Source organism: Afipia sp. GW823-FHT06G09 (assembly GCF_058794875.1).
On record NZ_JBXAHF010000001.1, the window covers coordinates 840,181 to 864,981 of the forward strand.

At 62.3% G+C, this 24,801-nt stretch carries 25 protein-coding genes; 18 read left to right on the plus strand and 7 right to left on the minus strand.

Annotated features, from left to right (window positions below):
- Position 1 precedes the first annotated feature (1 nt).
- Positions 2-721 (minus strand): hypothetical protein, encoded by a 720-nt coding sequence (locus AC1Q67_RS04225; RefSeq protein ID WP_492235080.1) that lies wholly within the window; start codon positions 719-721, stop codon positions 2-4.
- A gap of 293 nt (positions 722-1,014) precedes the next feature.
- On the opposite strand from AC1Q67_RS04225, the gene AC1Q67_RS04230 reads away from it, so the two are divergent.
- The 6 genes from AC1Q67_RS04230 (at position 1,015) to AC1Q67_RS04255 (ending at position 5,533) form a co-directional block, all read left to right on the plus strand.
- The gene (locus AC1Q67_RS04230; RefSeq protein ID WP_492235079.1) at positions 1,015-1,770 is read left to right on the plus strand and encodes an SDR family oxidoreductase; all 756 of its coding nucleotides are present in this window, start codon (positions 1,015-1,017) and stop codon (positions 1,768-1,770) included.
- A gap of 29 nt (positions 1,771-1,799) precedes the next feature.
- On the plus strand, positions 1,800-2,216 hold the full coding sequence (locus tag AC1Q67_RS04235) for a cupin domain-containing protein (RefSeq protein WP_492235078.1): 417 nt from the start codon (positions 1,800-1,802) through the stop codon (positions 2,214-2,216).
- Between the two features lie 41 nt (positions 2,217-2,257).
- A complete protein-coding gene (locus AC1Q67_RS04240) occupies positions 2,258-2,725 on the plus strand; it encodes a carboxymuconolactone decarboxylase family protein (RefSeq protein ID WP_024574708.1) in 468 nt (155 codons plus the stop codon).
- Positions 2,712-3,614 (plus strand): sigma-70 family RNA polymerase sigma factor, encoded by a 903-nt coding sequence (locus AC1Q67_RS04245; RefSeq protein ID WP_492235077.1) that lies wholly within the window; start codon positions 2,712-2,714, stop codon positions 3,612-3,614. Before AC1Q67_RS04240 ends, AC1Q67_RS04245 begins: the two co-directional genes overlap by 14 nt.
- A gap of 256 nt (positions 3,615-3,870) precedes the next feature.
- Positions 3,871-4,308: a hypothetical protein gene (locus tag AC1Q67_RS04250; RefSeq protein ID WP_024574706.1), complete on the plus strand. Its 438-nt coding sequence runs from the start codon at positions 3,871-3,873 to the stop codon at positions 4,306-4,308.
- Positions 4,301-5,533 carry an HlyD family secretion protein gene (locus tag AC1Q67_RS04255; RefSeq protein ID WP_024574705.1) on the plus strand — a complete coding sequence of 411 codons (1,233 nt, stop codon included), beginning with the start codon at positions 4,301-4,303 and terminating at the stop codon, positions 5,531-5,533. The genes AC1Q67_RS04250 and AC1Q67_RS04255 overlap by 8 nt, the downstream gene beginning before the upstream one ends.
- Positions 5,534-5,574: 41 nt before the next feature.
- Here the strand turns inward: AC1Q67_RS04255 and AC1Q67_RS04260 are convergent, their stop codons facing one another.
- Positions 5,575-6,690, minus strand: coding sequence for a cobalamin-independent methionine synthase II family protein (locus tag AC1Q67_RS04260; protein WP_492235076.1), 1,116 nt, complete (start codon positions 6,688-6,690; stop codon positions 5,575-5,577).
- 184 nt (positions 6,691-6,874) lie between these two features.
- Here AC1Q67_RS04260 and AC1Q67_RS04265 point away from each other — a divergent pair, with 184 nt between their 5' ends.
- Entirely contained in the window at positions 6,875-7,333 is a 459-nt protein-coding gene (locus AC1Q67_RS04265; RefSeq protein ID WP_492235075.1) for a baeRF12 domain-containing protein, read from the plus strand.
- 3 nt (positions 7,334-7,336) lie between these two features.
- Here AC1Q67_RS04265 and purU read toward each other — a convergent pair whose 3' ends face one another.
- Positions 7,337-8,200, minus strand: a complete 864-nt coding sequence (gene purU / locus AC1Q67_RS04270) for a formyltetrahydrofolate deformylase (RefSeq protein WP_492235074.1) — start codon at positions 8,198-8,200, stop codon at positions 7,337-7,339.
- A 155-nt stretch (positions 8,201-8,355) separates the two neighbouring features.
- Between purU and AC1Q67_RS04275 the strand changes: the two genes are divergently transcribed.
- Entirely contained in the window at positions 8,356-9,210 is an 855-nt protein-coding gene (locus AC1Q67_RS04275) for a uroporphyrinogen-III synthase (RefSeq protein ID WP_492235073.1), read from the plus strand.
- A gap of 104 nt (positions 9,211-9,314) precedes the next feature.
- On the plus strand, positions 9,315-11,780 hold the full coding sequence (locus tag AC1Q67_RS04280) for a CaiB/BaiF CoA-transferase family protein (RefSeq protein WP_492235072.1): 2,466 nt from the start codon (positions 9,315-9,317) through the stop codon (positions 11,778-11,780).
- A 111-nt stretch (positions 11,781-11,891) separates the two neighbouring features.
- Here AC1Q67_RS04280 and AC1Q67_RS04285 read toward each other — a convergent pair whose 3' ends face one another.
- From AC1Q67_RS04285 to fcl, 3 genes are all read right to left on the minus strand, one after another.
- The gene (locus AC1Q67_RS04285) at positions 11,892-12,341 is read right to left on the minus strand and encodes a secondary thiamine-phosphate synthase enzyme YjbQ (protein ID WP_492235071.1); all 450 of its coding nucleotides are present in this window, start codon (positions 12,339-12,341) and stop codon (positions 11,892-11,894) included.
- A 26-nt stretch (positions 12,342-12,367) separates the two neighbouring features.
- The gene (locus AC1Q67_RS04290) at positions 12,368-12,787 is read right to left on the minus strand and encodes a DUF1810 domain-containing protein (protein WP_492235070.1); all 420 of its coding nucleotides are present in this window, start codon (positions 12,785-12,787) and stop codon (positions 12,368-12,370) included.
- 76 nt (positions 12,788-12,863) lie between these two features.
- Positions 12,864-13,811, minus strand: a complete 948-nt coding sequence (gene fcl, locus AC1Q67_RS04295; RefSeq protein ID WP_024574694.1) for a GDP-L-fucose synthase — start codon at positions 13,809-13,811, stop codon at positions 12,864-12,866.
- 361 nt (positions 13,812-14,172) lie between these two features.
- Between fcl and AC1Q67_RS04300 the strand changes: the two genes are divergently transcribed.
- From AC1Q67_RS04300 to AC1Q67_RS04325, 6 genes are all read left to right on the plus strand, one after another.
- Positions 14,173-15,408, plus strand: a complete 1,236-nt coding sequence (locus AC1Q67_RS04300) for a branched-chain amino acid ABC transporter substrate-binding protein (protein ID WP_492235069.1) — start codon at positions 14,173-14,175, stop codon at positions 15,406-15,408.
- Positions 15,409-15,511: 103 nt separating this feature from the next.
- The gene (locus tag AC1Q67_RS04305) at positions 15,512-16,459 is read left to right on the plus strand and encodes a branched-chain amino acid ABC transporter permease (RefSeq protein ID WP_492235068.1); all 948 of its coding nucleotides are present in this window, start codon (positions 15,512-15,514) and stop codon (positions 16,457-16,459) included.
- Positions 16,456-17,757, plus strand: coding sequence for a branched-chain amino acid ABC transporter permease (locus AC1Q67_RS04310; protein ID WP_492235067.1), 1,302 nt, complete (start codon positions 16,456-16,458; stop codon positions 17,755-17,757). The genes AC1Q67_RS04305 and AC1Q67_RS04310 overlap by 4 nt, the downstream gene beginning before the upstream one ends.
- Positions 17,754-18,518: an ABC transporter ATP-binding protein gene (locus AC1Q67_RS04315; protein WP_492235066.1), complete on the plus strand. Its 765-nt coding sequence runs from the start codon at positions 17,754-17,756 to the stop codon at positions 18,516-18,518. Before AC1Q67_RS04310 ends, AC1Q67_RS04315 begins: the two co-directional genes overlap by 4 nt.
- Positions 18,518-19,213: an ABC transporter ATP-binding protein gene (locus AC1Q67_RS04320; RefSeq protein WP_492235065.1), complete on the plus strand. Its 696-nt coding sequence runs from the start codon at positions 18,518-18,520 to the stop codon at positions 19,211-19,213. Before AC1Q67_RS04315 ends, AC1Q67_RS04320 begins: the two co-directional genes overlap by 1 nt.
- 54 nt (positions 19,214-19,267) lie before the next feature.
- Positions 19,268-20,194, plus strand: a complete 927-nt coding sequence (locus AC1Q67_RS04325) for a cation diffusion facilitator family transporter (protein ID WP_024574688.1) — start codon at positions 19,268-19,270, stop codon at positions 20,192-20,194.
- Between the two features lie 17 nt (positions 20,195-20,211).
- Here AC1Q67_RS04325 and AC1Q67_RS04330 read toward each other — a convergent pair whose 3' ends face one another.
- The gene (locus AC1Q67_RS04330) at positions 20,212-20,886 is read right to left on the minus strand and encodes a Crp/Fnr family transcriptional regulator (RefSeq protein ID WP_492235064.1); all 675 of its coding nucleotides are present in this window, start codon (positions 20,884-20,886) and stop codon (positions 20,212-20,214) included.
- A 269-nt stretch (positions 20,887-21,155) separates the two neighbouring features.
- Here AC1Q67_RS04330 and AC1Q67_RS04335 point away from each other — a divergent pair, with 269 nt between their 5' ends.
- The 3 genes from AC1Q67_RS04335 to AC1Q67_RS04345 are packed head-to-tail and all read left to right on the plus strand — an operon-like array spanning position 21,156 to position 24,795.
- The gene (locus tag AC1Q67_RS04335) at positions 21,156-21,977 is read left to right on the plus strand and encodes an ABC transporter ATP-binding protein (protein ID WP_024574686.1); all 822 of its coding nucleotides are present in this window, start codon (positions 21,156-21,158) and stop codon (positions 21,975-21,977) included.
- Positions 21,974-23,905, plus strand: coding sequence for a long-chain fatty acid--CoA ligase (locus AC1Q67_RS04340; protein ID WP_492235063.1), 1,932 nt, complete (start codon positions 21,974-21,976; stop codon positions 23,903-23,905). The genes AC1Q67_RS04335 and AC1Q67_RS04340 overlap by 4 nt, the downstream gene beginning before the upstream one ends.
- On the plus strand, positions 23,902-24,795 hold the full coding sequence (locus tag AC1Q67_RS04345; RefSeq protein ID WP_492235062.1) for a branched-chain amino acid ABC transporter permease: 894 nt from the start codon (positions 23,902-23,904) through the stop codon (positions 24,793-24,795). Before AC1Q67_RS04340 ends, AC1Q67_RS04345 begins: the two co-directional genes overlap by 4 nt.
- The last annotated feature ends 6 nt before the right edge of the window (positions 24,796-24,801 follow it).

Sequence of the window (24,801 nt, forward strand, 5' to 3'; positions counted from 1 at the left end):
CTTAGCTGAAATGCACGTCGCTGATATCGATGGAGACCATCAGCGGATCGAGCGCGGCCCGACGGTCGGGTCCGCGCGTATAAGCCAGCCGGTTTGACGGCAGCTTGATCCCGTCCGCCTCGATGTAATTGAACACATGCTGGGCCGCGTCGAAGCCGCCCGCGACATCGACATTGTAATCGTGCCGCCGCAGCAGGAAATCCTCGCCGAAGAAGAAGTCCTGGATGTCGCTGTGGGTCGCGATCGATTTCGGGAAACGCGCACGGACCACGCGCCATGTCTCGCTGCCTTCGCGCCATGGCTCCAGCTCGGAGACCTCGACGCCCTTCATCACAAGGTGAAACGGCGTGGTCAGATAAGTCCACAGCGCGTAGCCGTTGAAATAGGCGCGATGCAGCGGTCCCCACGGCGTCAGCTTCTCGTGTCCGTCGAACAGCGCCCGCGGATCGCGGCGCTCGGCCACCACCGTTCCGTCGAGCTTTTCGATGGCGATGCGATCCGGCGTGAAGCTGGTGCGCTGGTCGGCGGCGCCAAACGGCATGACCGACGCGAACTCCTCGTGCAGCGAGACCGTCATGCGGCGCGGGTTGGGGTCCTGCACCAGACCCTTCATGCCCCACAGTTCACCACCGGACACGATGGTCGCCTCGACCCTCCGGAATGAATTCCAGCGGTCGATGCCGCCATGGGCGTCGAGGATGTTGGTCAGCAGGTCTTTCATGGCTCGCTCCATCATCAAAAAGGCCGGACCAGACCTACGCGCCAGAGGGGCCGGCCAAAATGACGTATTTGCCTCCTATCAGGCCATCGGACCGAAGCTGTTCAAATTACGCTCGTTTCCGCCCTTCCAGAAAAATCTTTCGGGCGATGTCACATCCGGCCCCTGCTGCCTCGTCTTGATGGCGAAGGTGCAGAAAGAACCTGACGGCCACGGCGACAAACCCGCCGGAACCCGAGGATTTTCATGCAGTTCCGTCATCAACCGCCGCTTATCGCGGCAAACAGGAGGCCATCATGAAGATTGTCGTTATCGGAGGTTCCGGCCTGATCGGATCGCGAGTGGTTAGCCAGTTGCGACAGCGCGGCCATGACGTTCTGGCAGCATCGCCCTCGACCGGCGTGAATACCGTCACCGGCGAGGGGCTGAAGGACGCATTCGCGGGTGCGGATGTCGTTGTCGACGTGGCGAACTCTCCCTCGTTCGAAACCGATGCGGCGATGGCCTTTTTTGAGGCGGCAGGACGCAACATCTTCGCAGCGGAAAAGGCTGCGGGCGTGAAGCTTCATGTCGCGCTGTCGGTGGTCGGCACCGAGCGCCTGACCGAGTTTGGATACTTCGGCGCCAAGCTGGCGCAGGAGCGCGCCATCGAAAATTCGGGCGTTCCCTACACCATCGTGCGCGCCACGCAGTTCTTCGAATTTGTCGGCGGCATCGCACAGTCCGCAACGAAGGGAGAGACCCTCCACGTTCCGCCCGCGCGCATCCAGCCGATGGCGGCCGACGATGTCGCCGCCGCGGTCGTCGACGCAGCGCTCTCTCCCGGCAAGGGAATGATCGAGGTCGCGGGTCCGGAGTCCTTTCCGATGGATCAGCTGATCCGGACGTACCTCGCCGCGAAGAACGACCGGAAAGAAGTCATCACCGATCCCGCCGCACGCTATTTCGGAATCGCGGTCGATGACCGCTCGCTGACGCCGGATGCCGGCGCGCGTCTCGGCAAGATCACATTCGACGAATGGCTGCGCCGCGACCAGACCGCCGCTGCGTAACCGAAATACCAACCCCAACAGGAGACAAAATGTTCAAGTCACTTCTCTGCTCCGCAGCGTTCGGGCTGTTGCTCGTCAGCGGAGCGTCGGCCCATGACGCCGGCAAAGACACCAAGATCACGGTGGTTTTCGATCACGTGCTTCCGAATGTGAAAGGCAAGAGCATGAAAGGCGTGCTGGTCGAGTACCAGCCCGGCGGCTCGTCAGCCGCCCACACCCATCCGTCCTCCGCCTTCATTTACGCCACCGTGCTGAAGGGAGCGATCCGCAGCAAGGTGAACGACGGACCGGAAAAGACCTATCGCGCGGGCGAGAACTTCGCCGAGATGCCGGGCGACCGTCACGCTGTCAGCGCAAATGCAAGCAATACCGAGCCGGCAAGCCTGCTCGCGGTGTTTGTCGTCGATACCAGCGAGACAAACCTCGTTCTGCCTTACACCAAATAACGCCAACAGCTAATCTCATATCCATCCCACAGGAGACTTCCATGACCGCACGACTGAAGGAATTGCCGTTCAAGCTGGCCCCCGATGCCTACAAGGCAATGACGGCGCTCGAAGCCGCCATCAAGGCCAGCGGCCTCGAGCACAGCCTGATCGAACTGGTGAAGATGCGTGCCTCGCAAATCAACGGCTGCGCCTACTGCATCCACATGCATTCGACCGACGCGCGCAAGGCTGGCGAAACTGAAATGCGGCTCTACATGCTCAATGCCTGGCGTGAATCCACGTTGTACACGCCGCGCGAACAGGCTGCGCTTGCCTGGACCGAAAGCCTGACGATGGTTGCGGCCACCGGCGCACCGGACAAGGATTATGAACTCGTGAAGGCCGAATTCAGCGACGCCGAACAGGTCAATCTCACCATGCTGATCGGCGCGATCAATGCATGGAACCGGCTCGCCATCGCCTTCCGCCTCGCACACCCGAAGGAAGGCAGCCGTGTCGCGGCCTGAGGCCAGCACAACGATCTTCGAGACGCACCGGCCCCGGCTGGTGCGTCTCGCCTATCGCATGCTCGGCTCGATGGCCGAGGCCGAAGACGTTGTACAGGACGCGTGGCTGCGCTGGCAGCAGATCGACCTCGCCACGGTCGATGCACCGCCAGCCTTTCTCTCCCGCATTGTCACGCGGCTCTGCCTCGATGTCATGAAGTCCGCGCGCTCGCGCCGCGAAACCTATGTCGGCTCGTGGCTCCCTGAACCGATGATCGAGGAGCCAGACACCGTGGATGAAGACGATCTCACATTGACGCTGATGCTGGCGCTGGAGCGGCTGTCGCCGCTGGAGCGCGCCGCCTTCCTGCTGCACGACGTGTTCGGCGTCCCGCTGGATGAAGTCGCCATCACGGTCGAGCGCGAACCCGCCGCCGTGCGCCAGCTCGCTGCGCGGGCGCGCAAGCACGTGCAGGAATCGCGGCCGCGCTACACTGTGGCCCGCGACGAAGGCAGCCGGATCGCCGAAGCCTTCTTCATCGCCTCGCGCAGCGGCGACACCAACGCCCTGCGCGCGATCCTCGCCCAGAACGTGGTGGTGCGCTCCGACGGCGGCGGCAAGGTTCTCGCCTTCATCAATCCGATTCTCGGGCTAGAGCGCGTGCTTCGTGCGTATCAGGGTCTCTCGCGCAAGCTCGCCAGACGACCCTCGCGCGATCTGTTCCGCCCGATGCGTATCAACGGCTTGCCGGGCTATGTCAGCTATGAGCGTGATGACATTTTCCAGACCACAGCATTCGCTATTGAGGATGGAAAGATCACCGAGATCTACATCACCCGCAATCCCGAGAAGCTGCGCCATGTGATTGAGGCGCTGAACATTTCCGGCGAGAACGAAACGCATCACTGATTGCATCCGCCTGGCGAACCGACGGCGAATTACACGGGACACAGCGTTGCCGATTCCCACTGCGTGCCGATGAACAAGCTGCGCATGGTGGGATGACGGACGACTTCGCTTTCTGAGCTGTGGTTCAGATCGGCCCTCGCCATCTTTGCCCTTGCCAACTTCCATCCCTGTGAAAGGATGGAACTCACTGCCTGCCCGACGATCGACCGGTATTTTTGCACTTGTTTTGACGATCATTTGTGAGCGGAGATCTGCCTTGAGTGAGTCCCTTCATCCAGCCGCGCCGCACCATCTCCCGTCCTTCATCACAGCGCCCGGTGAAACCGACGTCCTGATGGTGGTCGTCGGGATCATCCTGCTCGCCTCCATTCTGTTCGTCGGCAACATCTATCTGCAAATCCATTCGCTGCCGGAGCGGATGGCGCACAAGTCACAGAAGCTGCAGTTCGAGATCGTCGCCGTGCTCTGCCTGCTCGCGCTGTTTACGCACAATCACCTGTTCTGGGTGATCGCGCTGCTGCTTGCCCTGGTCGATCTGCCCGATTTCAGCACGCCGCTGCGCAGCATTGCAGGCTCGGTTCAGAAAATGGCCGGAATTCCGCCCGATCCCGACCCGTCCGAGCCGACGATTGAAAACACCCACACGCCTCCTGCGGACGCATCCGGCAAGAGCGAGGAGCCGCGTCATGCTTGAGCTGATCCTCTGTTCGCTGCTGACGGTCTTCCCTGACTATCTTTATCGCCGCTATGCGCAAGGAAAGCGGATCGGCAAGGAGATCACGCTGTTCTCCGTCTGGTACGAACTGCGCTGGGGCATCACCGCGTGCGTGTTGCTGACCGTGGCACTGATCACCGTCATTTTCTATTTCCATCCGTCCACCACCAGCGCGACCCTGTATTACCGGACGGTCCCGCTCGTTCCCGAGACAATCGGGCGCGTCGCGGATGTGAATGTCGATTTCAGTGCGCCGGTCAAGAAGGGCGACGTCATCTTCAAGCTGGACAGTTCGAAGCAGGAAGCGGCGCTGCAAACGGCACAGCGCAAGATCGCGGAGGTCGATGCCGCGATGATCGCGGCACAGGCGGATGTCCAGAAGGCCGACGCCCAGATTCAGGAAGCCAAGAGCTCGCTGCAGCAGGCAACTGATGAACTCGAGGTCAAGCGCGAGTTGCAAAAGCGCAATCCCGGCATCGTCCCGCAGCGGGACATCGAAAAGCTTGAAGTCATCCAGACCGGGCGGCAGGGCTCGCTCGATGCGGTCATGGCGTCAAAACAATCCGCAGTGATCCGTATCACCTCGCTGCTCCCCGCCGAGAAAGCAAGCGCGGAAGCCGCGCTGGCCGAAGCGCAGGTGGATCTGAACAAGACCAGTATTCGTGCCGGCGTGGATGGCCGCGTCGAGCAGTTCTTCCTGCGGCCGGGCGATGTCGTCAACCCGATGATCCGGTCCGCCGGCGTTCTCATTCCCGAAGGCGCAGGCCAGCGCTCGCTCCAGGCGGGGTTCGGCCAGATCGAAGCCCAGGTGATGAAGGTCGGCATGGTGGCCGAAGCCACCTGCATTTCAAAGCCGTGGGTCGTCATCCCGATGGTCGTCACCAGCGTGCAGAACTTCATCGCCGCCGGCCAGTTCCGCGGCGGTGAGCAACTGCTCGAGGCGCAGCAGACGCAACGGCCGGGGTCGATCCTCGTCTTCATGGAGCCGATCTACAAGGGGGGCCTCGACGGCGTGACGCCCGGCAGCAGCTGCATCGCCAATGCCTACACCAGCAATCACGATGTGATCTCAGCCAAGGGCACCAGCACGGGCCAGCGCATCTGGCTGCACGCGGTCGACGCTGTGGGCATCGTGCATGCCATGCTGCTGCGGATTCAGGCGCTGCTGCTTCCGGTCAAGACGCTGGTGCTGAGCGGGCACTGAGGAAGCTGGAATCACAATGATCGCCGAGAGTCATTCGCGAACTACCTGCCCCAGACCTCGTTCGCGACATCGACGACCAGGCGCAGCTTCGCCCACTGCTCGTCTTCAGTGAGGATGTTGCCCTCCTCCGTCGAGGCGAAGCCGCATTGCGGCGACAGCGCCAGCTGATCGAGCGGAACCAGCTTCGCCGCCTCCATCACGCGCTGCCGGATGTCATTTTTCGTCTCAAGCGCGCCGGTCTTCGACGTCACAAGGCCGAGCACCACGATCTTGCTGCCCGTGGGCAGGAAGCGCAGCGGCTCGAAGCCGCCCGCGCGCTCGGAATCGTATTCGAGGAAGTAGCCGTCGTAGTTGACGCGCGACAGCAGCGTCTCCGCCACCGGCTCGTAGCCGCCGGATGAAATCCAGGTCGAGCGGAAATTACCGCGGCAGACATGCGTGGTGATGGTCATGTCGGCGGGCCGCTCGGCAATCGCATAGTTGATGACGCGCGCATAGACCGCCGGAAGCGCATCAGGGTCCTCGCCACGTCCGCGCAGCTTCGTCCTCTGATCCTCTGAGCAGAGATAAGCCCATACCGTATCGTCGAACTGCAGATAGCGGCAGCCGGCATCGTAGAATGCCTGCACGGCCTTGCGATAGGTCTTCGCCAGATCGACGAAAAAGTCATCGATCTCCGGATAGGCGTCCTGGGAGATGGCGCTGCGGCCGCCGCGATAATGCAGCAGCGACGGCGAGGGAATCGTCATCTTCGGCACGACGCCTGCCAGATCGCATTTGTCCTTGAGCAGCTTGAAATGCTCGATCATCGGATGGCTGGCGGGAAAGTCCAGTTTGCCGGTGACGCGGATGCTTTCGCCGCGCGTGGTCATCCCGTTGAACTGAATGCCGCCGGTCTTGTGAAGCTCGCAGCCGGCAAGGTGCTTCAGAAAATCGAAATGCCACCACGAGCGGCGAAGCTCGCCGTCGGTCGCGAGCCGCAGGCCGTTCTGTTTCTGCTTCTGGACGATCTTGCCGATTTCAAGCGATTCAACACGTTGCAATTCGGCGGCCGCGATCTCGCCTTTGGCGAAACGCGCGCGCGCCTCCTTGATGCGTTGCGGCCGCAGCAGGCTGCCGACATGGTCAGCGCGAAACGGCGGCTTCGGCCTTTGCATCATGTTCTCCGGATCGACTCATGCGCCTCTTTTTGCAGCGCTCCCTACCACAATCGGGTTAGCAAGACCGAGCAACTTTTCCACATTGCGGCCAGCCCCCTCCATTCCGATGATACCGCGGGGCCGCCCGCAGGAACGAAACCCGGACGGAATGGTTGGTTTCCAAGGCATGGGAGACTTCCACATGACCAAATCCGACTTCCTTCGCATTCCCCACAACGCGTACGTCATTGTCGGCGATGGCCGCAAAGCCCTTTTCCTGCGCAACGAAGGCAACGGAGCCGCGCCCCGTCTGAAAACCGAGCAGGTTTTTCAGAACAACAATCCGCCGACGCGCGACCAGGGATCGGGCCCGCCGGGCCGAAGTTTCCAGAGCGTCGGCAACAGCCGCAGCTCGGTCGAACAGACCGACTGGCATGAGATCGGGGAGCAGCGATTTGCCCGAACCATCGCGGACGCGCTGGAGGCTCTGGCGCGAGATCGCGACATCCCGGGCTTCGTCATCGTTGCCCCGCCGCGCGCACTTGCGGATTTGCGCCGCGCATTCGACGCCCATGTGAGAGCCCGCATCATCGCCGAAATCGACAAGGATCTGACCAGCCATCCGGTCGAGGACATCGAACGGCGCCTGACGGCGGCATAGCGGTCAGTCCGTGAACACCACGGTCTTGCGGCCGTTGAGGATCACGCGGTCCTCGAGATGATAGCGGATCGCGCGGGCGAGCACGCGGCGCTCGATATCCGCGCCCTTGCGCACGAGCCCCTCCGGCGAGTCGCGATGGCTGATGCGCTCGATGTCCTGCTCGATGATCGGACCTTCGTCGAGGTCGCTGGTGACATAATGCGCGGTCGCGCCGATCAGCTTGACGCCGCGCTCATGCGCCTGATGGTACGGCTTGGCGCCCTTGAACCCCGGCAGGAACGAGTGGTGGATATTGATGCAGCGGCCGGAAAGTTTTCCAGCGAAGTCCTCCGACAGCACCTGCATGTAGCGCGCCAGCACGACGAGGTCGGTCTTCGTCTCCTGGATGATTTTCCAGACCGCGCCTTCCTGCTCGTCCTTGGTCGCGCGCGTCACCGGCAGGTGATGAAACGGGATGCCTGCGAAATCGAGCCCGGCGTAAGTCTCCAGCGGATGGTTGGAGACGATCGCAGTCGGGGTCATCGGCAGTTCGCCGCGCCGCCAGCGATAAAGAATGTCGGCAAGGCAGTGATCGAATTTCGACACCATCAGCAGCACGCGCTGCTGCACGGCCCGGTCGCGCAACTGCCAGACCATGTCGAACGGCTTCGCCATCACGCCGAACCCGGCATGAAGCGCGGCGAGGTCCGCCTTCGCAGCAGGCGAATCGAAGCTCACCCGCATGAAGAATCTGCCGGTCTCGGTGTCGCTGTATTGCTGCGCGTCGAGAATGTTCTGACCGTTGGCGAACAGGAAGGTAGAGACCGCCGACACGATGCCGGGGCGGTCCGGGCAGGACAGGGTCAGGACGAATTGCTGTGCGGACATGGGGGATTTTTTCGGTTTGGGACAGCGTACGGCGGGCGGAGCCCTCTCTAACATCCGCGCAACAATTTCGCCAATCCCGCATGCAAAACAGGCTGGCATGGGGGTCATGAGAGCAATAGGCTGCGCCTCATCACATTCGCCGCAAACGGGTCCATATGGCTGGCAGGCTTGAAGGTTATCGCATCCTGATTCTGGAAACGCGCGAGGAAGCGCAGTTTTCGCGCCTGCTGCAGGAACAGGGCGCCAATGTGCTGCAATGTCCGATGTTCACCATCCGCGATGCGCCGGACCCCGCCCCGGTTGAAGCCTGGATCAGGCTGTTCATCGCCAAACCGTTCGACGATCTGGTGCTGATGACCGGCGAAGGTCTGCGGCGCATGATGAAGGTCGCGCAGCGCATCGGCCTGGATCAGGATTTCATTGCCGCCATTGCCAAAGCGAAGCGGTACGCGCGCGGTCCCAAGCCGGTGCGCGCGCTGCGCGAGATCGGCCTCGAGGCCAATGTGCAGACGGAGACGCCGACATCGGAAGGAGTCGCCGCCATGCTGGCGCAGCAGGACCTGAAAGGCCACCGCGTCGGGCTGCAGCTTTATCCCGACAAGGACCACAGCAAACTGATCGGCGCGATCACCTCATATGGCGCGACGGTCGAAACCGTGCTGCCCTACATCTATGACGGACAGGCGGCGGACACCAATATCGTTGCCGCAATTGACGAGATGGCGCAGCGCCGCGTCGATGCCATCGCGCTGACGAGTTCCGGCCAGGTGCGGCGTCTGGTCGACGTCGCGCGCGCGCACAATTGCGAAGACAAACTGCGCGCGGGGCTCGCACAGACGCCGGTGGCGTCGGTCGGCCCCGTGGTGTCCGATGAACTGAAAGCCTATGGCCTGCGCACCGACATTTATCCCGCCAACGAATCCTTTTTCATGAAGCCGCTGATCAGCGCGATGGCAACAGTTCTGAATGCGTCGCCGCCACGTCTGCAAAACGCGGCACCGTCCCGCTGAATAGAACATGGCTCCCGGCTTTGCCGAACGCGGCCACCCTTGCTAAGACAACCGGAAAAGATGCGCGCACGATTGTTGTGCGCCGCAAATAGACCGGGGTGGATATGCCGAACTTGCCACTGTCAGGGGTGCGCGTCGTTGAACTCGGATCGGGCGATACGCTCGGCTATTGCGGCAAGCTGTTTTCGGATTTCGGCGCGGAGGTCATCAAGATCGAACCGCAGGGCGGCGATCCCGGCCGCCGCATTCCGCCGCTGACCGATGCAGGCGGCGGAAAACGCGAGAGCCTCACCTTCGCCTGGCTCAACACCAACAAGCAGAGCATCATCGCCGATGCCGAAACGCCGGACGGCGCGACCCGGATTCTCGACCTGCTCGCCGGCGCTGATCTGCTGCTGGATGCGCGGCATCCCGACGAGATCAAGGCATCGCAGATCTCGCACGACCGCCTGCGCAAGGCCGATCCCGGCCTCGCGATCACCGCGATCTCATGGTTCGGCGAGCATGGCCCCTATCGCAACTATCTCGCCACCGACTCGGTGTGCCGCAGTCTCGCGGGCCTCGTGAAACTCGTCGGCCCTGTCGAAGGCCCGCCGGTGCTGCCGCGCGACGGCCAGATCGGCGTGGTCGGCGGGCTGACCGCGTTCATTCCGAGCCTGGCAGGTCTTTACGGATACGAACACGGCGCACGCCGCTTCGCCGTCAACAATCTCGAAGCAATGCTTCATATCAGCGAATTCGACACCGGACTGGCGCTGGAATCCGGCTTCACCCGCCCGCGCCCCGGCATCAATCGCTTCGGCCGTGGCTATCCGTCCGGCAACTTCGTCACCAAGCATGGCTGGCTCGGCGTTACCGTGGTCACGCCTGCACAGTGGGTCGCGTTCTGCAAGATGCTCGACATGCCTGAGCTTGGCGCCGATCCGAAATATTCGGCGACCATCGGCCGCTTCATGCATGCGGACGAACTGAAGGCGATCATCACACCGGCGCTCTTGAAGAAGACTGCGCTGGAATGGTTCGAGATGGGCATCGAGCTGCGGCTGCCGCTTGCGGTGGTGCCAGACATGAAGGAACTGCTGGAACAGGACGTGCACCGCGAACGCGGCGCGTTCGGCACGGTCGAGATAGGCACCGCGTCGTTCGAAGGTCCGGTGCTGCCGCAATATCTGACCCGCTCACGGCCCAAGCCCAACGGACGCGCACCGCTCCCTGGCGCAGACAACAAGACGACCCTGCCCGCGCATCAGCGCAAGGCCACGCGCGCGGCAACCACGCAGGATGCGCTGCCGCTGAAAGGTCTGCGCATCATCGATCTCACCATGGGATGGGCGGGTCCGACCGCGACCCGCCAGATGGGCGATCTCGGCGCGGACATTATTAAAGTGGAGTCGTGCCAGTATCCGGACTGGTTCCGCGGCACCGACACGCGCCCGCCCTATCATGAGGAGCGGACCTACGAGAAGACCTACTGGTTCCAGATGAACAACCGCAACAAGCGCGGCATCACGCTGGACCTCACCACCGAGACCGGCCTTTCGCTGCTCAAGCGGCTGATGAAGGACGCCGATGCCGTGATCGACAATTACGCCGCCGACGTGATGCCGCGCCTGGGCCTCAGTGTCGAAAACATTCTGAAGATCAATCCGCGGCTCATCGTGGTCACCATGCCCGCGTTCGGCATGACCGGAAAATGGAGCGGCGTGCGCGCCTACGGCTCGACGCTGGAACAAGCCTCCGGTTTGCCGTCAGTGACCGGCGGCCCGGACGATCCGCCGGTGATGCTGCATGCGGCGATCGGCGATCCGATCGGCGGACTGAACGGCGCCGCCGCACTACTGCTCGGCTTCATGCATCAGCGCAAGACGGGCGAAGGCCAGCACATCGATCTCAGCCAGGTCGAATGCATGCTGCCGATGGTTGCGCCGTCGATCCTCGAACAATCGGCCACCGGCGCGACAAGCCCGCGCATCGGCAATCGCCATCCGCAGTATGTGCCGAACGGATGTTTCCCGACGCTCGGCATCGATCAGTGGCTGACGCTCGCAGTCCGTAACAATGACGAGTGGAAAGCGCTCTGCGGCGTGATGCGGCGTGCGGACCTCGCCAACGATCCCGCACTCGCCAGGGTGGAAGGCCGGCGCGAACACGAAGATTCCATCGAGGTCGCGATCCGGCACTGGCTCGCCGACGTGCGCCCCGACATTGCGATGGTGACATTGCAGAAGGCCGGCATTCCCGCGGGCATCGCGAAACTGCCGCAGGATCTCGCCAGCGATCCGCATCTGCTCAAGACCGGACACTGGCAGCCGAGCGACCGGCCGTTTATGGGTCCGCATCTGTTGCCGTCGGTCGCCTATCGCGAGGGCGATTCAGAACTGCCCTATCCGATCACCCATCTCGCGCCGACGCTGGGCCAGCACAATCACGAGGTGCTGCGTGAGGTCCTCGGTCTCGGCGAGGCCGAGATCGCCGAGCTTGCGCGCAACGAGATCATCGGCACCGAGGCGACATTGCCGAAACCGAAGAAGAAAAAGACCGAAGGCAAGACCGCGAGTGCGGCGAGTTAGGAGCTTCGTCGCTCCCCTGTCGTCATTGCGAGCGAAGCGAAGCAATCCATTCTTCGAAAAGGCTGGATTGCTTCGTCGCTTACGCTCCTCGCAATGACGGATGAGTTTCGTTCACCGCCCCATAAACTGCATCACCACCTCGCGGCTGTGCGGCCGCGCGCGGTGCTCGACCAGATAGATCGCCTGCCAGGTGCCGAGCGCGAGCGCGCCGTTGATCACCGGGATTTGCAGGCTGACCGAGGTCAGCATGGTCTTGATATGCGCAGGCATGTCGTCCGGACCTTCGACGGTGTGACGCCAGCCGCCATCGGCGGGCGCGAGACGCCGCAGCGAGGTGAGCGAATCCGCCAGCACATCTGGATCGGCATTCTCCTGAATGGTCAGGGATGCGGACGTATGCCGGATGAACAATGTCACGGTCCCTGTCGCACCGCCGGCCTGCGCCAGAAACCGCGCGACCTCGTGCGTGATGTCGATGAAGCCTTCGCCCCGCGTCGGCACTGTCAGCGTCGCGGTGGCGATGGTTTCAACCTCGGTGACAACAACCGGCGTCTGCTTCATGTCTGCTTTCCCGGCCTCATTGTCGCTCAAAGCCGTGCGATTGTCGCCGCATCGAATTCGCCGCCGTAGTATTTGTCGAGAGCTGCGGCGAAGTCTGCATTGTCGGCAGCAGCCCTGGCGAACAGTGTCATCGACGATTTGAATTTCATGTCGTCGGGCGACCCCAGGATCGCATGGATATCCTTGTCGGCAACCGCGTTCACCAGCCGCGTGCATTCGCGCAGCCTCGGCCCGAGCAGCGGATGTTCCAGGTAAGCCACCGCCTCCGCGCGCGAACCGATGGCATACCTTTGCGCCATTGCGCTATGCCCGAGACCTTCGATCTGCGGAAAGATGAACCACATCCAGTGGCTCTGCTTGCGGCCCGCGCGCAGCTCCGACACCACGCGCGGATAGACCGGCTGCTGTGCCTCGACAAAACGCTGAAGATCGTAGGTATCGCTCATCGCCATTCCAGAACGACAGGTAAGCAACCAACGAGCGATGTCATCGGCCGTTCCGTTTCGCTCTGCGGAAAACGGACTACGGAGACCGCTCGTCCAGGTACGCCTGGTAGGCGAGCTTCATCCCGTCATCGAGGGAGGTCGAGGCCCGCCATCCAAGCCTGGCGAGTTTGCCAACATCGAGCAGCTTGCGCGGCGTGCCGTCGGGCTTCGAGGTGTCGAACACGATCTTACCGGTGTAGCCGACGGTGCGGGCGACGACATGCGCGAAATCGGCGATGGAAATATCTTCTCCGGAGCCGACGTTGATCAGGCCGCCCTCGGAATAATTTTTCATCAGGTGGATCGACGCGTCGGCCATATCGTCGACATAGAGAAACTCGCGGCGCGGCGTGCCGGTGCCCCATACCACCACTTCCGGCGCGCCGGTTTCCTTCGCTTCATGAAAGCGGCGGATCAGCGCAGCGACAACATGGCTGTATTCGGGATGATAGTTGTCGCCGGGGCCGTAAAGATTGGTCGGCATGATGCTGATGAAGTCGCTGCCGTATTGATCGCGATAGGCTTCCGCCATCTTGACGCCGGCGATCTTGGCGATCGCATAGGGCTCATTGGTCGGCTCGAGCGTATCCGTCAGCAGCGAATCCTCGCGCAGCGGCTGCGGCGCCAGTTTCGGATAGATGCAGGAAGAGCCGAGAAACAGTAGCTTTTCGACACCCTGCACATGAGCGGCGTGGATGACGTTGGTCGCGATCAGCAGATTCTCGTAGATGAATTCCGCGCGCAGGGTGTTGTTGGCGACGATACCGCCGACCTTTGCCGCCGCATGGAATACAACCTGCGGACGCATCGCCGCAAACCAGCGGTTGGTCGCCGCCTGATCCAGCAGATCGAGTTCTTTGCGGGAAACGGTGAGGATTTCGACGTTTTCGCGCGCAAGCCGGCGCACCAAGGCGCTGCCGACCATCCCGCGATGGCCTGCCACAAAAACGCGCTTGCCTTTCAGATCAAACGGCAGGGCAGCCACGGGCAACCCCAAACCGCGGCCGCGCCGGCCGCAACTCTTTCATCAACGCTGGCATACAAAATCCCCGCTCGCGAAATCACCAAAGAGCAGTTCGGAGAAAAATACAACTGTCACCCAGCGCAATTTTGCGCGGGCTGACTGCGGGTGCGGGACGGTTCGGCGCCCTATCACGTGCACGCCGGGACAGGCAAATTAAGCATTCTCCATCCTGCCCAAGACCGGGGCTTGCAGCCTGCGGGCCCTTGGACCACAATCCGCCGCACGAAATGGCCGCGGACGGCACAAGATCAAAATCCTCAGATCAGGATCTTGTCCGCCCACTCAAACAGGCTGTTCTCAAAGAGAATTTAGGGAGATGAGAATGCGTAAATTGATGATGGCTGCGGCGTTCGCACTGCCCATGCTGGGCGGAGCGGCGATGGCGCAGGACACCGTGAAAATCGGCTATATCGACCCGCTCTCGGGCGGCGGCGCCAGCGTCGGCGAAGTCGGCCTCAAGACCTTTCAGTATCTGGCCGATGAACTGAACGCCAAGGGCGGCATTCTCGGCAAGAAGGTCGAAATCGTTCCGCTCGACAACAAGACCAACCCGCAGGAAAGCTTGATCCAGGCCCAGAAGGCCATCGACTCCGGCGTGCGTTACCTCACCCAGGGCAACGGCTCTTCCGTGGCCGGCGCGCTGAGTGACTTCGTCACCAAGTACAACGAACGCAACCCCGGCAAAGAAGTGCTCTACTTCAACTACGCCGCGGTAGACCCCATCCTCACCAACGACAAGTGCAGCTTTGCGCACTTCCGCTGGGACGCGAATTCCGACATCAAGATGGAAGCCCTCACCAACTACATGAAGGGCGTTCCCTCCATCAAGAAGCTGTACCTCATCAATCAAGATTATTCGTTCGGCGAATCCGTGCGCACCACGGCGCGTGCGATGCTGAAAGAAAAGCGTCCTGACATCGAGATCGTCGGCGACGAAAAGCACCCGCTGCTGAAGATCACCGACTTCGCGCCTTACATTGCGAAGATCAAGGCGTCGGGCGCCGACACCGTGATCACCGGCAACTGGGGCCAGGACTTCGCACTGCTGCTGAAGGCCGCGGCTGACGCCGGCCTCAAGGTGGGCTGGTACACCTACTACGCAGGCGGCGCCGGCGGCCCGACCGCGATCAAGCAGGGCAACCTCAACGATCAGGTGTTCACGATCGTCGAAGGCTACGCCAACATCGACCACAAGGAATCGATCGAGTTCGAGAAGGCGTTCCGCGCCAAGTATGCTGGCCAGACCTTCTGGTATCCGCGCGCAGCAAACGAAATGCGGATGTTCGCGGCGGCGGCCGAGAAGGCCAAATCGCTTGAGCCCGTGAAGGTCGCTGCAGCCCTCGAAGGCCTGGAATTCGAGGTCTTCACCGGCGGCAAGGGCGTCATGCGCAAGGACGACCACCAGTTCTTCCAGCCGATGTATGTCGCCCAGTTCGGCGAACTGAAGAACAAGGAGCCGTTCGACGAAGAGAAGACCGGCTGGGGCTGGAAGGGTGTCGCCAAGATCGAGACCGACAAGACCATCCTGCCGACCACCTGCAAGATGACCCGCCCATAAGAGGTCACTGCAAGCTGGCTTTTTCGCCAACTGATTGTGTTCGCCCCGGCCCGCGCCGGGGTGAACACGAGACCTTCACGTATCCGGGGGGAGTGCTGGGGTCGTGCTCGAGCTTATCGTCATATCCACGTTGAACAGCGTCCTGTTCGGGATGCTGCTGTTCCTGATGGCCAGCGGCCTGACGGTCATCTTCAGCATGCTCGGCGTGCTGAACTTCGCGCATGCGAGCTTCTATATGCTCGGCGCATTCTTCGGATTTCAGATCAGCCGGTGGTTCGGGTTCTGGCCTGCCCTGCTGATCGCACCGATCCTCGCGGGGATCATCGGCGCGGGCGTCGAGCGCTACGGCCTGCGCCAGGTTCACCGCAACGGCCATGTCGCCGAACTGCTGTTCACCTTCGGCCTCGCATTCGCGATCGAGGAAGTGGTGCAGATCATCTGGGGCAAGAGCCCGGTCGATTTCCGCGTGCCGCCGCTGCTTGATTTCCCGGCCTTCACGATCTTCTCGACCAACTACCCCGCGTACAAGATGTTCATGCTGCTGGTGTCGATCGCCATCTTCATCGCGCTGCTGGTCGTGCTGAAGCGGACGCGGGTCGGCATGATCGTTCAGGCCGCCCTCACCCATCCGCACATGGTCGGCCATCTCGGCCACAACGTCGGACGCATCTTCATGATGGTGTTCGGTGTCGGCACCGCGCTGGCGGCAGTCGCCGGCGTGATCGCAGGCCCCGCGCTGGTCACCCAGTCGAACATGGCCGGTCTTCTCGGACCCATCCTGTTCGTGGTCGTGGTGGTTGGCGGGCTCGGTTCGCTGCCGGGCGCATTCATCGCCTCGCTTCTGATCGGCTTCGTGCAGACCTTCGCGGTGTCGATGAACGGATCGTTGTCAGAAGTGTTCGGTCCGCTAAGCCCTGCCTATGCATCAACATGGCTCTCGGACATCTGGAACGTCACTGTGGCGCAGATCGCGCCGATCATGCCCTATGTGCTGCTGGTGCTGATCCTCGCGCTCCGTCCGATGGGTCTTTTGGGGACGCGTGAAACATGAGCAACATCACCTCACGCGCCGCGCCGCCGCCACCGACCGCTGCCGACAATCTCAAGTTCTACGGGCTGTGGGCTGCCGTCGCGATCTTCCTGCTCGTGCTGCCGAAGGTCTTCGGCTCCGGCGGCGCGCTGACGACATTCAGCCTGATCGGCATCTCGATCATCTTTGCGCTGTCCTACAATATCCTGCTCGGCCAGACCGGCATGCTGTCGTTCGGCCACGCGGTCTATTACGGCCTTGGCGGCTTCCTCGTCATTCACGCCATCAACATCATCGGCGCCAACAAGTGGGCGATCCCGCTGCCGCTGGTGCCGCTGATCGGCGGACTCACGGGCCTCGTGTTCGCGATCCTGCTCGGCTGGGTGTCGACACAACGCTCAGGCACTGCATTCGCCATGATCTCGCTCGGCGTCGCCGAACTGGTCGCCTCCTCCGCGCTGATCCTGCGGACGTTCTTCGGAGGCGAAGCCGGCATCTCGGCCAACCGCACCAAGCTGCTGAGCTTCTTCGGCTGGAACTTCGGCCCGCAAATCCAGATTTACTATCTGGTCGCGGCCTGGACGCTGATCTGCATGATCGCGATGTATGCGCTGACCCGCACGCCGCTGGGACGGATGTGCAACGCGGTTCGCGACAACCCGGAACGCGTGCAGTTCGTCGGCTACGATCCGCATGTGGTCCGCTATATCGCGTTCTGCTTCTCGGGCTTCTTTGCCGGAATCGCAGGGTCGCTCGCCGCCATCAACTTCGAGATCGCGAACTCCGCTTATCTCGGCGCGGTGCAGTCCGGCACGGTGCTGTTCGCGGCCTATATCGGCGGCATCGGGTTCTTCATCGGCCCGATCGTCGGCGCGATCTTCGTCACGATTCTCTCGCTCGGCCTGAGCGACCTGACGACGGTCTGGCAGCTCTACTTCGGCCTGTTCTTCATCGCGGTGGTGATGTACGCGCCCGGCGGCATCACCGGCCTTTTGATGATGCATCGCCCGCTCATCAGGGGCGGCACACTCGGCAGCGTGCTGCCGTCCTATGCCGTGGCGCTGGTCCCCACGCTTGCGCTGATGATCGGACTGATGCTCGGGATCGAATCTATCGTGCACTACACGATGAATCCGATGGAAGATCCGAACATCAAGGCGTTCGGCATTCCGTTCAATGCCGCAAGCCCGCTGACATGGGCCACGTCGCTGATCCTCATCGTCGGCGGCTTCATCGTTGCACGCATGACATGGAGGCGGGTCGCCGTGGCCTGGGACGAGGCGCTGACCGTAGCACGTGCGAAGGAGTTGGCAGCATGACCTCGGATGTGAAGCCCAACGCCATCGAAATCCGCGACGTTCAGAAGAGCTTCGGTATCACCAAGGTGATCCGCGACCTCAATCTGAAAGTGGTGCAGGGCGAACGCCATGCCCTGATCGGCCCGAACGGCGCCGGTAAATCGACCACGTTCAATCTCATCAGCGGCTACATGGCGCCCACCAGCGGCGAAGTCCTGATGCGCGGCGAGCGCATCGACGGCCTCGCGCCCTACCAGATCAACCGGCGCGGCCTGTCGCGCAGCTTCCAGGTCACCAACGTCTTCGCCAACATGACGGTGTGGGAAAACCTGCGCTGCGCCGTGCTGTGGGCGACGGGACATAAATACGCGTTCTGGAAAAGCGTCGACAAACTGCCGGAAGTGCGCGAGCGCACCGCGCAGATTCTGGAAGACATCAGCCTCACCTCGCGGCGCGACATCCCGGCCGGTCTTCTGACCTATGCGGAACAGCGCGCGCTGGAAATCGGCATCACGATCGCGGGCGGCGCCGATGTCATCCTGCTGGACGAGCCGACCGCGGGCATGAGCCATGCCGAGACCGAGCGTGCAGTGGATCTGATCCGCCGCCTCACCGTCGGCAAGACGCTGCTGATCGTCGAGCATGACATGAGCGTGGTGTTCGGCCTCGCCGACCGCATCTCGGTGCTGGTCTATGGCCATATCATCGCATCCGGAACGCCCGAGGAAATCCGTAACAGTCCGAAGGTCAAGGAAGCCTATCTCGGCGAGGAGGCTGCGTGATGTTGGAAGTCCAGGATCTGCACGCCTATTACGGCAAAAGCCACATCCTTCAGGGCGTCGATATGCACATCGGCGCCGGCGAGGTCGTCAGCCTGCTCGGGCGCAACGGCGTCGGGCGCTCGACCACGGTCAAGGCGATCATGGGCGAAGTGCCGCCCCACGGCACCATCAAGTTCAAGGGCCAGGACATCGCCGGTCTGCCGAACTACAAGATCGCGCATCTCGGGCTCGGCTACGTGCCGGAGCATCGCGATATCTTCCCCGGCCTCACCGTGCGGCAGAACCTGCTGCTCGGGATCAAGGACACCAAGCGTCCAGGCAAGTGGAAGCTCGAGGACATGCTCGAGATGTTCCCGAATCTCAAGGCGCGCGCCGACACGGCCGCGGGCGTGCTGTCCGGCGGCGAAAAGCAGATGCTGACCATCTGCCGGACGCTGATGGGCGATCCCGAACTCATCATGATCGACGAGCCGACCGAAGGTCTGGCGCCGCTGATCGTGCAGCAGGTCGGCGACCTGATCGCGGAAATCGCAAAGCGCGGCGTGGCGATCCTTCTCGTCGAACAGAAGCTCTCCATCGCCATGCGCATCTCCCATCGGCTTTACGTCATGGGCCATGGACGGATCGTGTTCGAGGGCACCCCGGCCGAGCTCAAGGCCAATCAGGCCATCCGCAAGGAATGGCTCGAGGTGTGATATCGTCCGCCCCGCGGCGTAGAAATTACGCCGCGGAATTGCGGATGCATTCGCATGAGGACTGAACAAAGCGTTCTGCGCCTGTCGATCGCCGTGACCCTGGCTCTCGCCGGGATGGGGATTCTGTTCGGCCTTCTGTCGGGCTCCTACGCGATTGTTTTCGACGGCGTCTATGCGCTGATCGACGCTGTCATGACGATCCTCGCTCTGCTGGTGTCCAACCTGATCGCGGCATCCACGCGCGAAGGCGGCTCCAAATCCCGGTTCATCGCGCAGTTCACCATGGGCTTCTGGCATCTGGAGCCGATGGTTCTCGGCCTGAACGGCATCCTGCTGATCGGCGCGGCGATCTATGCGCTGATCACCGCCATCGGCAGCCTCCTGGCGGGAGGGCGCGAACTCGCCTTCGATCAGGCGATCATCTACGCCATCGTGATAACGCTCGCCGCAATCGGCATGGCGATTTTCGACCTCAGGGCCAACCGGACCATCCGGTCCAACTTCGTCGCCCTCGACGCCAAGGCATGGATGATGTCGGCGGCGCTGACGGCCGCCCTGCTGGCCGCCTTTGTCTTCGGCTACATGATTCAGGGCACCAGCCTGAAATGGATGTCGCCCTATATCGACCCCGCCGCGCTGGCGATCGTCTGTCTGATTGTCATTCCAATCCCGATCGGCACCGTGCGTCAGGCGCTTGCGGACGCCCTGCTGGTCACGCCGCCCGATCTGATGCAGCACGTTGAAGAGATCGCCCGGCAGATCGTGCTGCGCTATCAGTTCCTGTCCTACCGGGCCTATGTCGCGCGCGTCGGCCGTGGCCGGCAGATCGAGTTGTACTTCATCGTTCCGGCCGGCCTGCCGCCCAAGCGTCTCGAGGAATGGGACAAGATCCGCGACGAGATCGGCGAGGCCATCGGCAACGACACGCCCGACCGCTGGCTGTCGATTGTGTTCACAACTGATCTGGAGTGGGCGGAGTGAAGCCGTGCCGCTTCGCCCTACTCCCCATACCCGCGCAGCCGCTCCAGATCGACCACCGTCACGCCGCCGTATTCGAGCCGGAGCAGCCCTTCCTTCTCCAGCGTCTTGAGGCACTGGTTGGCGTTCTGCCGCGAGATGCCGGAAATCGCGCCGAGTTCTTCCTGCGTGATGTCGAGATGGCGCGAATGATCCGGATACAGGATCGGATTGAACAGGGACGCGATCGAGCGCGCGAGGCGGGCTTTCGCATCCAGCATCCGGCCGTATTCGACCAGACCCATGAACTGCCCGAGGCGCTCGTTCAACAGCCCCACCAGAAAGCGGTTGAACGCCACGCTGTTCTCGAACAGCCAGACGAAGGTGGCGCGGTCCATCAGCGCCAGGCGGGTGTCGCGCAGGGCCACCGCGTCATAACGCCTCGCCTCGTTCTTGAGCACGGTTCCTTCGCCGAACCAGGCGCCGTTGGTCATGCCGGTGAAGCTGACCGCCTTGCCGTCGCGCGAACCGGTGCCGATCCGCACCAGCCCGGTGACCACGCCCATCCAGTATTCGAAATGATCCCCGCGCATGCAGATGAATTCATTCGCGCTGAAGGATTTCTCGATCACGCCAGCACGCGCGACTTCGATTTCCCGCTCGTTCAGGCCGCGCGACCAGACCGCAATGCGCTTGAGGTATTCCGCAGAAACCATGCTGTCTCGATCGTCCTTCGCGTCATGCTGCGACGCAGTAAACCGTCCTTTGGTATACCGCGCACGCTGTGAAATTGCCCAATGAATTGTCAGGCACAAGACATTTCAATGTCGCGGATTGCCGTAAGGACGGCTACGGCAAATGCGTCCTGCGGCGCAAAACATCAATAGTAGAATGGCTTGCCAGGGCCCCCCGGTATAGGATCGGGCCCGTGGTTATCGGACCGTAGATAAAGAGCGCGCCAAGCGCCGTATCTGGGAGGAATTGAGTGGCTTACGCATTGGAGGTGCGGGGGGTCTCACTACGGTTCGGCGGCGTGCGCGCCCTGACCGATGTGAGCTTCGGCGTCAACGAAGGCGAACTGTTTTCGATCATCGGCCCCAACGGCGCCGGCAAGACCTCGATCGTCAACTGCGTCTCCGGCCGCTACACCCCGACGGAAGGACAGCTTTTCTATCAGGGCCGCGATATCACGGGGCTGAAGCCGAATGCGCGTGCCGCGCTCGGCATCGGCCGCACGTTCCAGAATCTCGCGCTGTTCCACCATATGACCGTGCTCGACAACATCATGGTCGGGCGGCATCACCTGCTGAAAAACAATTTCATCACCGGCTCGCTCTACTGGCTGACCGGCGCGCGGCGCGAGGAACTCGAACACCGCCGCAAGGTGGAAGAGATCATCGACTTCCTCGACCTGCAGTCCGTGCGCAAGGCGACCGCAGGCACCCTCTCCTACGGCCTGCGCAAGCGCGTCGAACTCGCGCGCGCCATGGCGCTGGAGCCGAAACTCATTCTTCTCGACGAGCCGATGGCCGGCATGAATTTCGAAGAGAAGGAAGACATGGCCCGCTACATCGTCGATCTCAATGAAGAGTACGGGATGACGGTGATGATGATCGAGCACGACATGGGCGTCGTGATGGATATTTCCCACCGCGTCACCGTGCTGGATTTCGGGCGCAAGATCGCCGAAGGCCTGCCTGCCGACGTGCTGGACGATCCGCATGTGCGCAAGGCCTATCTCGGCGAGGAAGACGAAGTGCTCGATGCGCTCGACGACACCAATCCTGTCGCGGAGGCCACGGCATGATGGACTATGCAGGCCGCGTCGCACAGGCCGACACCTACCCCAAGATGCTGCGGCTCAATGCGGCGGAGCACGGCAAAGAGATTGCGCTGCGCGAAAAGGACTTCGGTCTCTGGCGCGTCTTCACCTGGAACGACTATCAGAACCGCGTGCGTGATTTCACGCTGGGCATGATCGAACTCGGCATCAAGCGCGGCGACGTGATCGGCATTATCGGCGACAACCGGCCGGACTGGGTCGCCGCTGAAATCGCAGCCCATGCCGTCGGCGGCATGTCGCTCGGCATGTACCGCGAGTCGCTGCCCGAGGAAGTGCTGTATCTCCTGACCTACGGCGAGACCAAGATCGTCTTCGCCGAGGACGAAGAGCAGGTCGACAAGCTGCTCGAACTCGGCGACCGCGCGCCGCATCTCAAGCACATCGTCTATTCCGATCCGCGCGGCATGCGCAAATACAGCGATCCGCGCCTGCTCGACGCCGACAAGCTGGCGAAGATGGGCCGCGACCGCGCCGCGCGCGAGCCGCAGCTTTACGATCAACTGGTGGACGCGACCAAAGGCGATGACGTTGCCATTCTCTGCACGACGTCAGGCACCACGTCGAACCCCAAGCTCGCCATGCTGGCGGCTGGCCGCGTGCTCAGCCACTGCGCGAATTATCTCGCCTTCGATCCCAAAGGCCCGGACGACGAGTATGTCTCGGTGCTGCCCCTGCCCTGGATCATGGAGCAGGTCTACGCGCTCGGCAAAGGTCTGCTCTCGCGGATGAAGGTCAACTTCGTCGAAGAGCCGGACACGATGATGAACGACTTCCGCGAGATCGCGCCGACCTTCGTGCTGTTTGCACCGCGCATCTGGGAAGCCATTGCCGCCGATGTCCGCGCCCGCGTGATGGATGCCTCGCCGCTCAAGCAGCGGCTTTACGATATCGGCATGAAATCGGGCCTTGCCGCGCTGGCCGAAGGCAAGCATTCGGCCCTGGCCGACACCCTGCTGTTCCGCGCCCTGCGCGACCGCCTCGGCTTTTCGCGGCTGCGTTCCGCGGCCACCGGCGGCGCGGCGCTGGGTCCTGACACCTTCAAGTTCTTCCGCGCCATGGGCGTGCCGCTGCGCACGCTTTACGGCCAGACCGAAACGCTAGGCGCGTTCACGCTGCACAAGCCCGACGAGGTCGATCCCGACACCACCGGCGTGTCGATGGCGGAGAATATCGAGATCGAAATCCGCGATCCCGACGTTAACGGCGTCGGCGAGATCGTGGTGCGCCATCCGAACATGTTCTCCGGCTACTACAAGAACGAGGCCGCCACCGCCGCCGACATGCGCGACGGCTGGATGCACTCCGGCGACGCGGGCTATTTCAACAAGTCGAACCAGCTTGTGGTCATCGACCGCATCAAGGACCTGGCGCAGACCTCGCGCGGCGACCGTTTCTCGCCCCAATACATCGAGAACAAGCTGAAGTTCTCGCCCTATGTCGCCGAAGCCGTGGTGCTGGGCGACGGCCGCGACTATCTCGCGGCCATGCTCTGCATCCGCTTCTCCATCGTCTCGAAGTGGGCGGAGAAGAACCGGCTGTCCTTCACGACGTATACCGACCTCTCCTCGCGGCCCGAGACCTATGAGCTGCTCCGCAAGGAAGTCGAGGCGGTCAACGCCACGCTGCCGCCCGCGCAGCGCATCTCCAAGTTCCTGCTGCTCTACAAGGAACTCGATGCCGACGACGGCGAACTGACCCGCACCAGAAAAGTGCGCCGCACCGTCATCAACGAGAAGTATGGCGACATCATCAACGCCATCTACGGCGACAGACCCGACATCGACATCGACACCGTGATCCGCTTCCAGGACGGCACCACCCAGCGCATCCGCTGCACCCTGCCGGTGATCGACCTTGAAACCCGAAACAAGACGGCGGAGGCCGCCGAGTGAACACCCAGCTTCTCATCCAACTCCTCATCAACGGCCTTGTCGTCGGCACCCTTTATGGCGTCGTCGCCATGTCGTTCGTGCTGATCTACAAGGCCACGCAGGTGGTCAACTTCGCGCAGGGCGAACTGCTGCTGATCGGCGCGTGGGTGTGCTGGTGGCTGCTGACCAAGTATCAGGTGCCGTTCTATCTCGGCATGCCGATCACGCTGGTATTCATGTTCCTGTTCGGCATCGCGATCCAGCTCGTGATCCTGCGCCCGATGATCGGCGAGCCGATCATCTCCGTCATCATGGTGACCATCGCGCTGTCCACGGTGTTTTCGGCGCTGATGAAATGGATCTTCGGCGTCAACCTGCAGCCGTTCCCGCCGGTCTTCCACACCAAGCTCGTCAATATCTTCGGATTGCAGGTGCAGACCGTCTATCTTCTCAGCCTCGCGGTCTCGGTGGCGATGATGGGCGGCATGGCGTGGTTCTTCAAGGTCTCGAAGTATGGCCTCGCCATGCGCGCGACAGCCTTCAACCAGCAGGTCGCGCAGTCGCTCGGCATCTCGGTGAAAAGCGTGTTCGCGATGGCCTGGGCGATTTCCGCCACGGTGTCCGCGGTGGCCGGCGTCGTCGTCGCCGTTGTCAACGGCGTGTCGGCCGGCCTTGCCGCCTACGGCATCAAGGTGTTCCCGGCGGCGATCCTCGGCGGCCTCGACAGTGTCGGCGGCGCGGTGATCGGCGGCATCATCATCGGGTTGCTCGAGAACCTCGCGCACTTCGTCGACAGCGAATACCTGCACTGGGGAAATCTGTTCGAGATCGCGCCGTTCTATGCCCTCATCATCATCCTCATGATCAAGCCTTATGGCCTGTTCGGCACCAAAGACATCGAGCGTATCTGATCATGA

Coding starts and splice junctions, on each gene's coding strand:
- AC1Q67_RS04225 (WP_492235080.1), bottom strand. CDS start 721: ATGAAAGACCTGCTGACCAACATCCTCGACGCCCATGGCGGCATCGAC.
- AC1Q67_RS04230 (WP_492235079.1), top strand. CDS start 1,015: ATGAAGATTGTCGTTATCGGAGGTTCCGGCCTGATCGGATCGCGAGTG.
- AC1Q67_RS04235 (WP_492235078.1), top strand. CDS start 1,800: ATGTTCAAGTCACTTCTCTGCTCCGCAGCGTTCGGGCTGTTGCTCGTC.
- AC1Q67_RS04240 (WP_024574708.1), top strand. CDS start 2,258: ATGACCGCACGACTGAAGGAATTGCCGTTCAAGCTGGCCCCCGATGCC.
- AC1Q67_RS04255 (WP_024574705.1), top strand. CDS start 4,301: ATGCTTGAGCTGATCCTCTGTTCGCTGCTGACGGTCTTCCCTGACTAT.
- AC1Q67_RS04260 (WP_492235076.1), bottom strand. CDS start 6,690: ATGCAAAGGCCGAAGCCGCCGTTTCGCGCTGACCATGTCGGCAGCCTG.
- AC1Q67_RS04265 (WP_492235075.1), top strand. CDS start 6,875: ATGACCAAATCCGACTTCCTTCGCATTCCCCACAACGCGTACGTCATT.
- purU (WP_492235074.1), bottom strand. CDS start 8,200: ATGTCCGCACAGCAATTCGTCCTGACCCTGTCCTGCCCGGACCGCCCC.
- AC1Q67_RS04275 (WP_492235073.1), top strand. CDS start 8,356: ATGGCTGGCAGGCTTGAAGGTTATCGCATCCTGATTCTGGAAACGCGC.
- AC1Q67_RS04280 (WP_492235072.1), top strand. CDS start 9,315: ATGCCGAACTTGCCACTGTCAGGGGTGCGCGTCGTTGAACTCGGATCG.
- AC1Q67_RS04285 (WP_492235071.1), bottom strand. CDS start 12,341: ATGAAGCAGACGCCGGTTGTTGTCACCGAGGTTGAAACCATCGCCACC.
- AC1Q67_RS04290 (WP_492235070.1), bottom strand. CDS start 12,787: ATGAGCGATACCTACGATCTTCAGCGTTTTGTCGAGGCACAGCAGCCG.
- AC1Q67_RS04300 (WP_492235069.1), top strand. CDS start 14,173: ATGCGTAAATTGATGATGGCTGCGGCGTTCGCACTGCCCATGCTGGGC.
- AC1Q67_RS04310 (WP_492235067.1), top strand. CDS start 16,456: ATGAGCAACATCACCTCACGCGCCGCGCCGCCGCCACCGACCGCTGCC.
- AC1Q67_RS04315 (WP_492235066.1), top strand. CDS start 17,754: ATGACCTCGGATGTGAAGCCCAACGCCATCGAAATCCGCGACGTTCAG.
- AC1Q67_RS04320 (WP_492235065.1), top strand. CDS start 18,518: ATGTTGGAAGTCCAGGATCTGCACGCCTATTACGGCAAAAGCCACATC.
- AC1Q67_RS04325 (WP_024574688.1), top strand. CDS start 19,268: ATGAGGACTGAACAAAGCGTTCTGCGCCTGTCGATCGCCGTGACCCTG.
- AC1Q67_RS04330 (WP_492235064.1), bottom strand. CDS start 20,886: ATGGTTTCTGCGGAATACCTCAAGCGCATTGCGGTCTGGTCGCGCGGC.
- AC1Q67_RS04340 (WP_492235063.1), top strand. CDS start 21,974: ATGATGGACTATGCAGGCCGCGTCGCACAGGCCGACACCTACCCCAAG.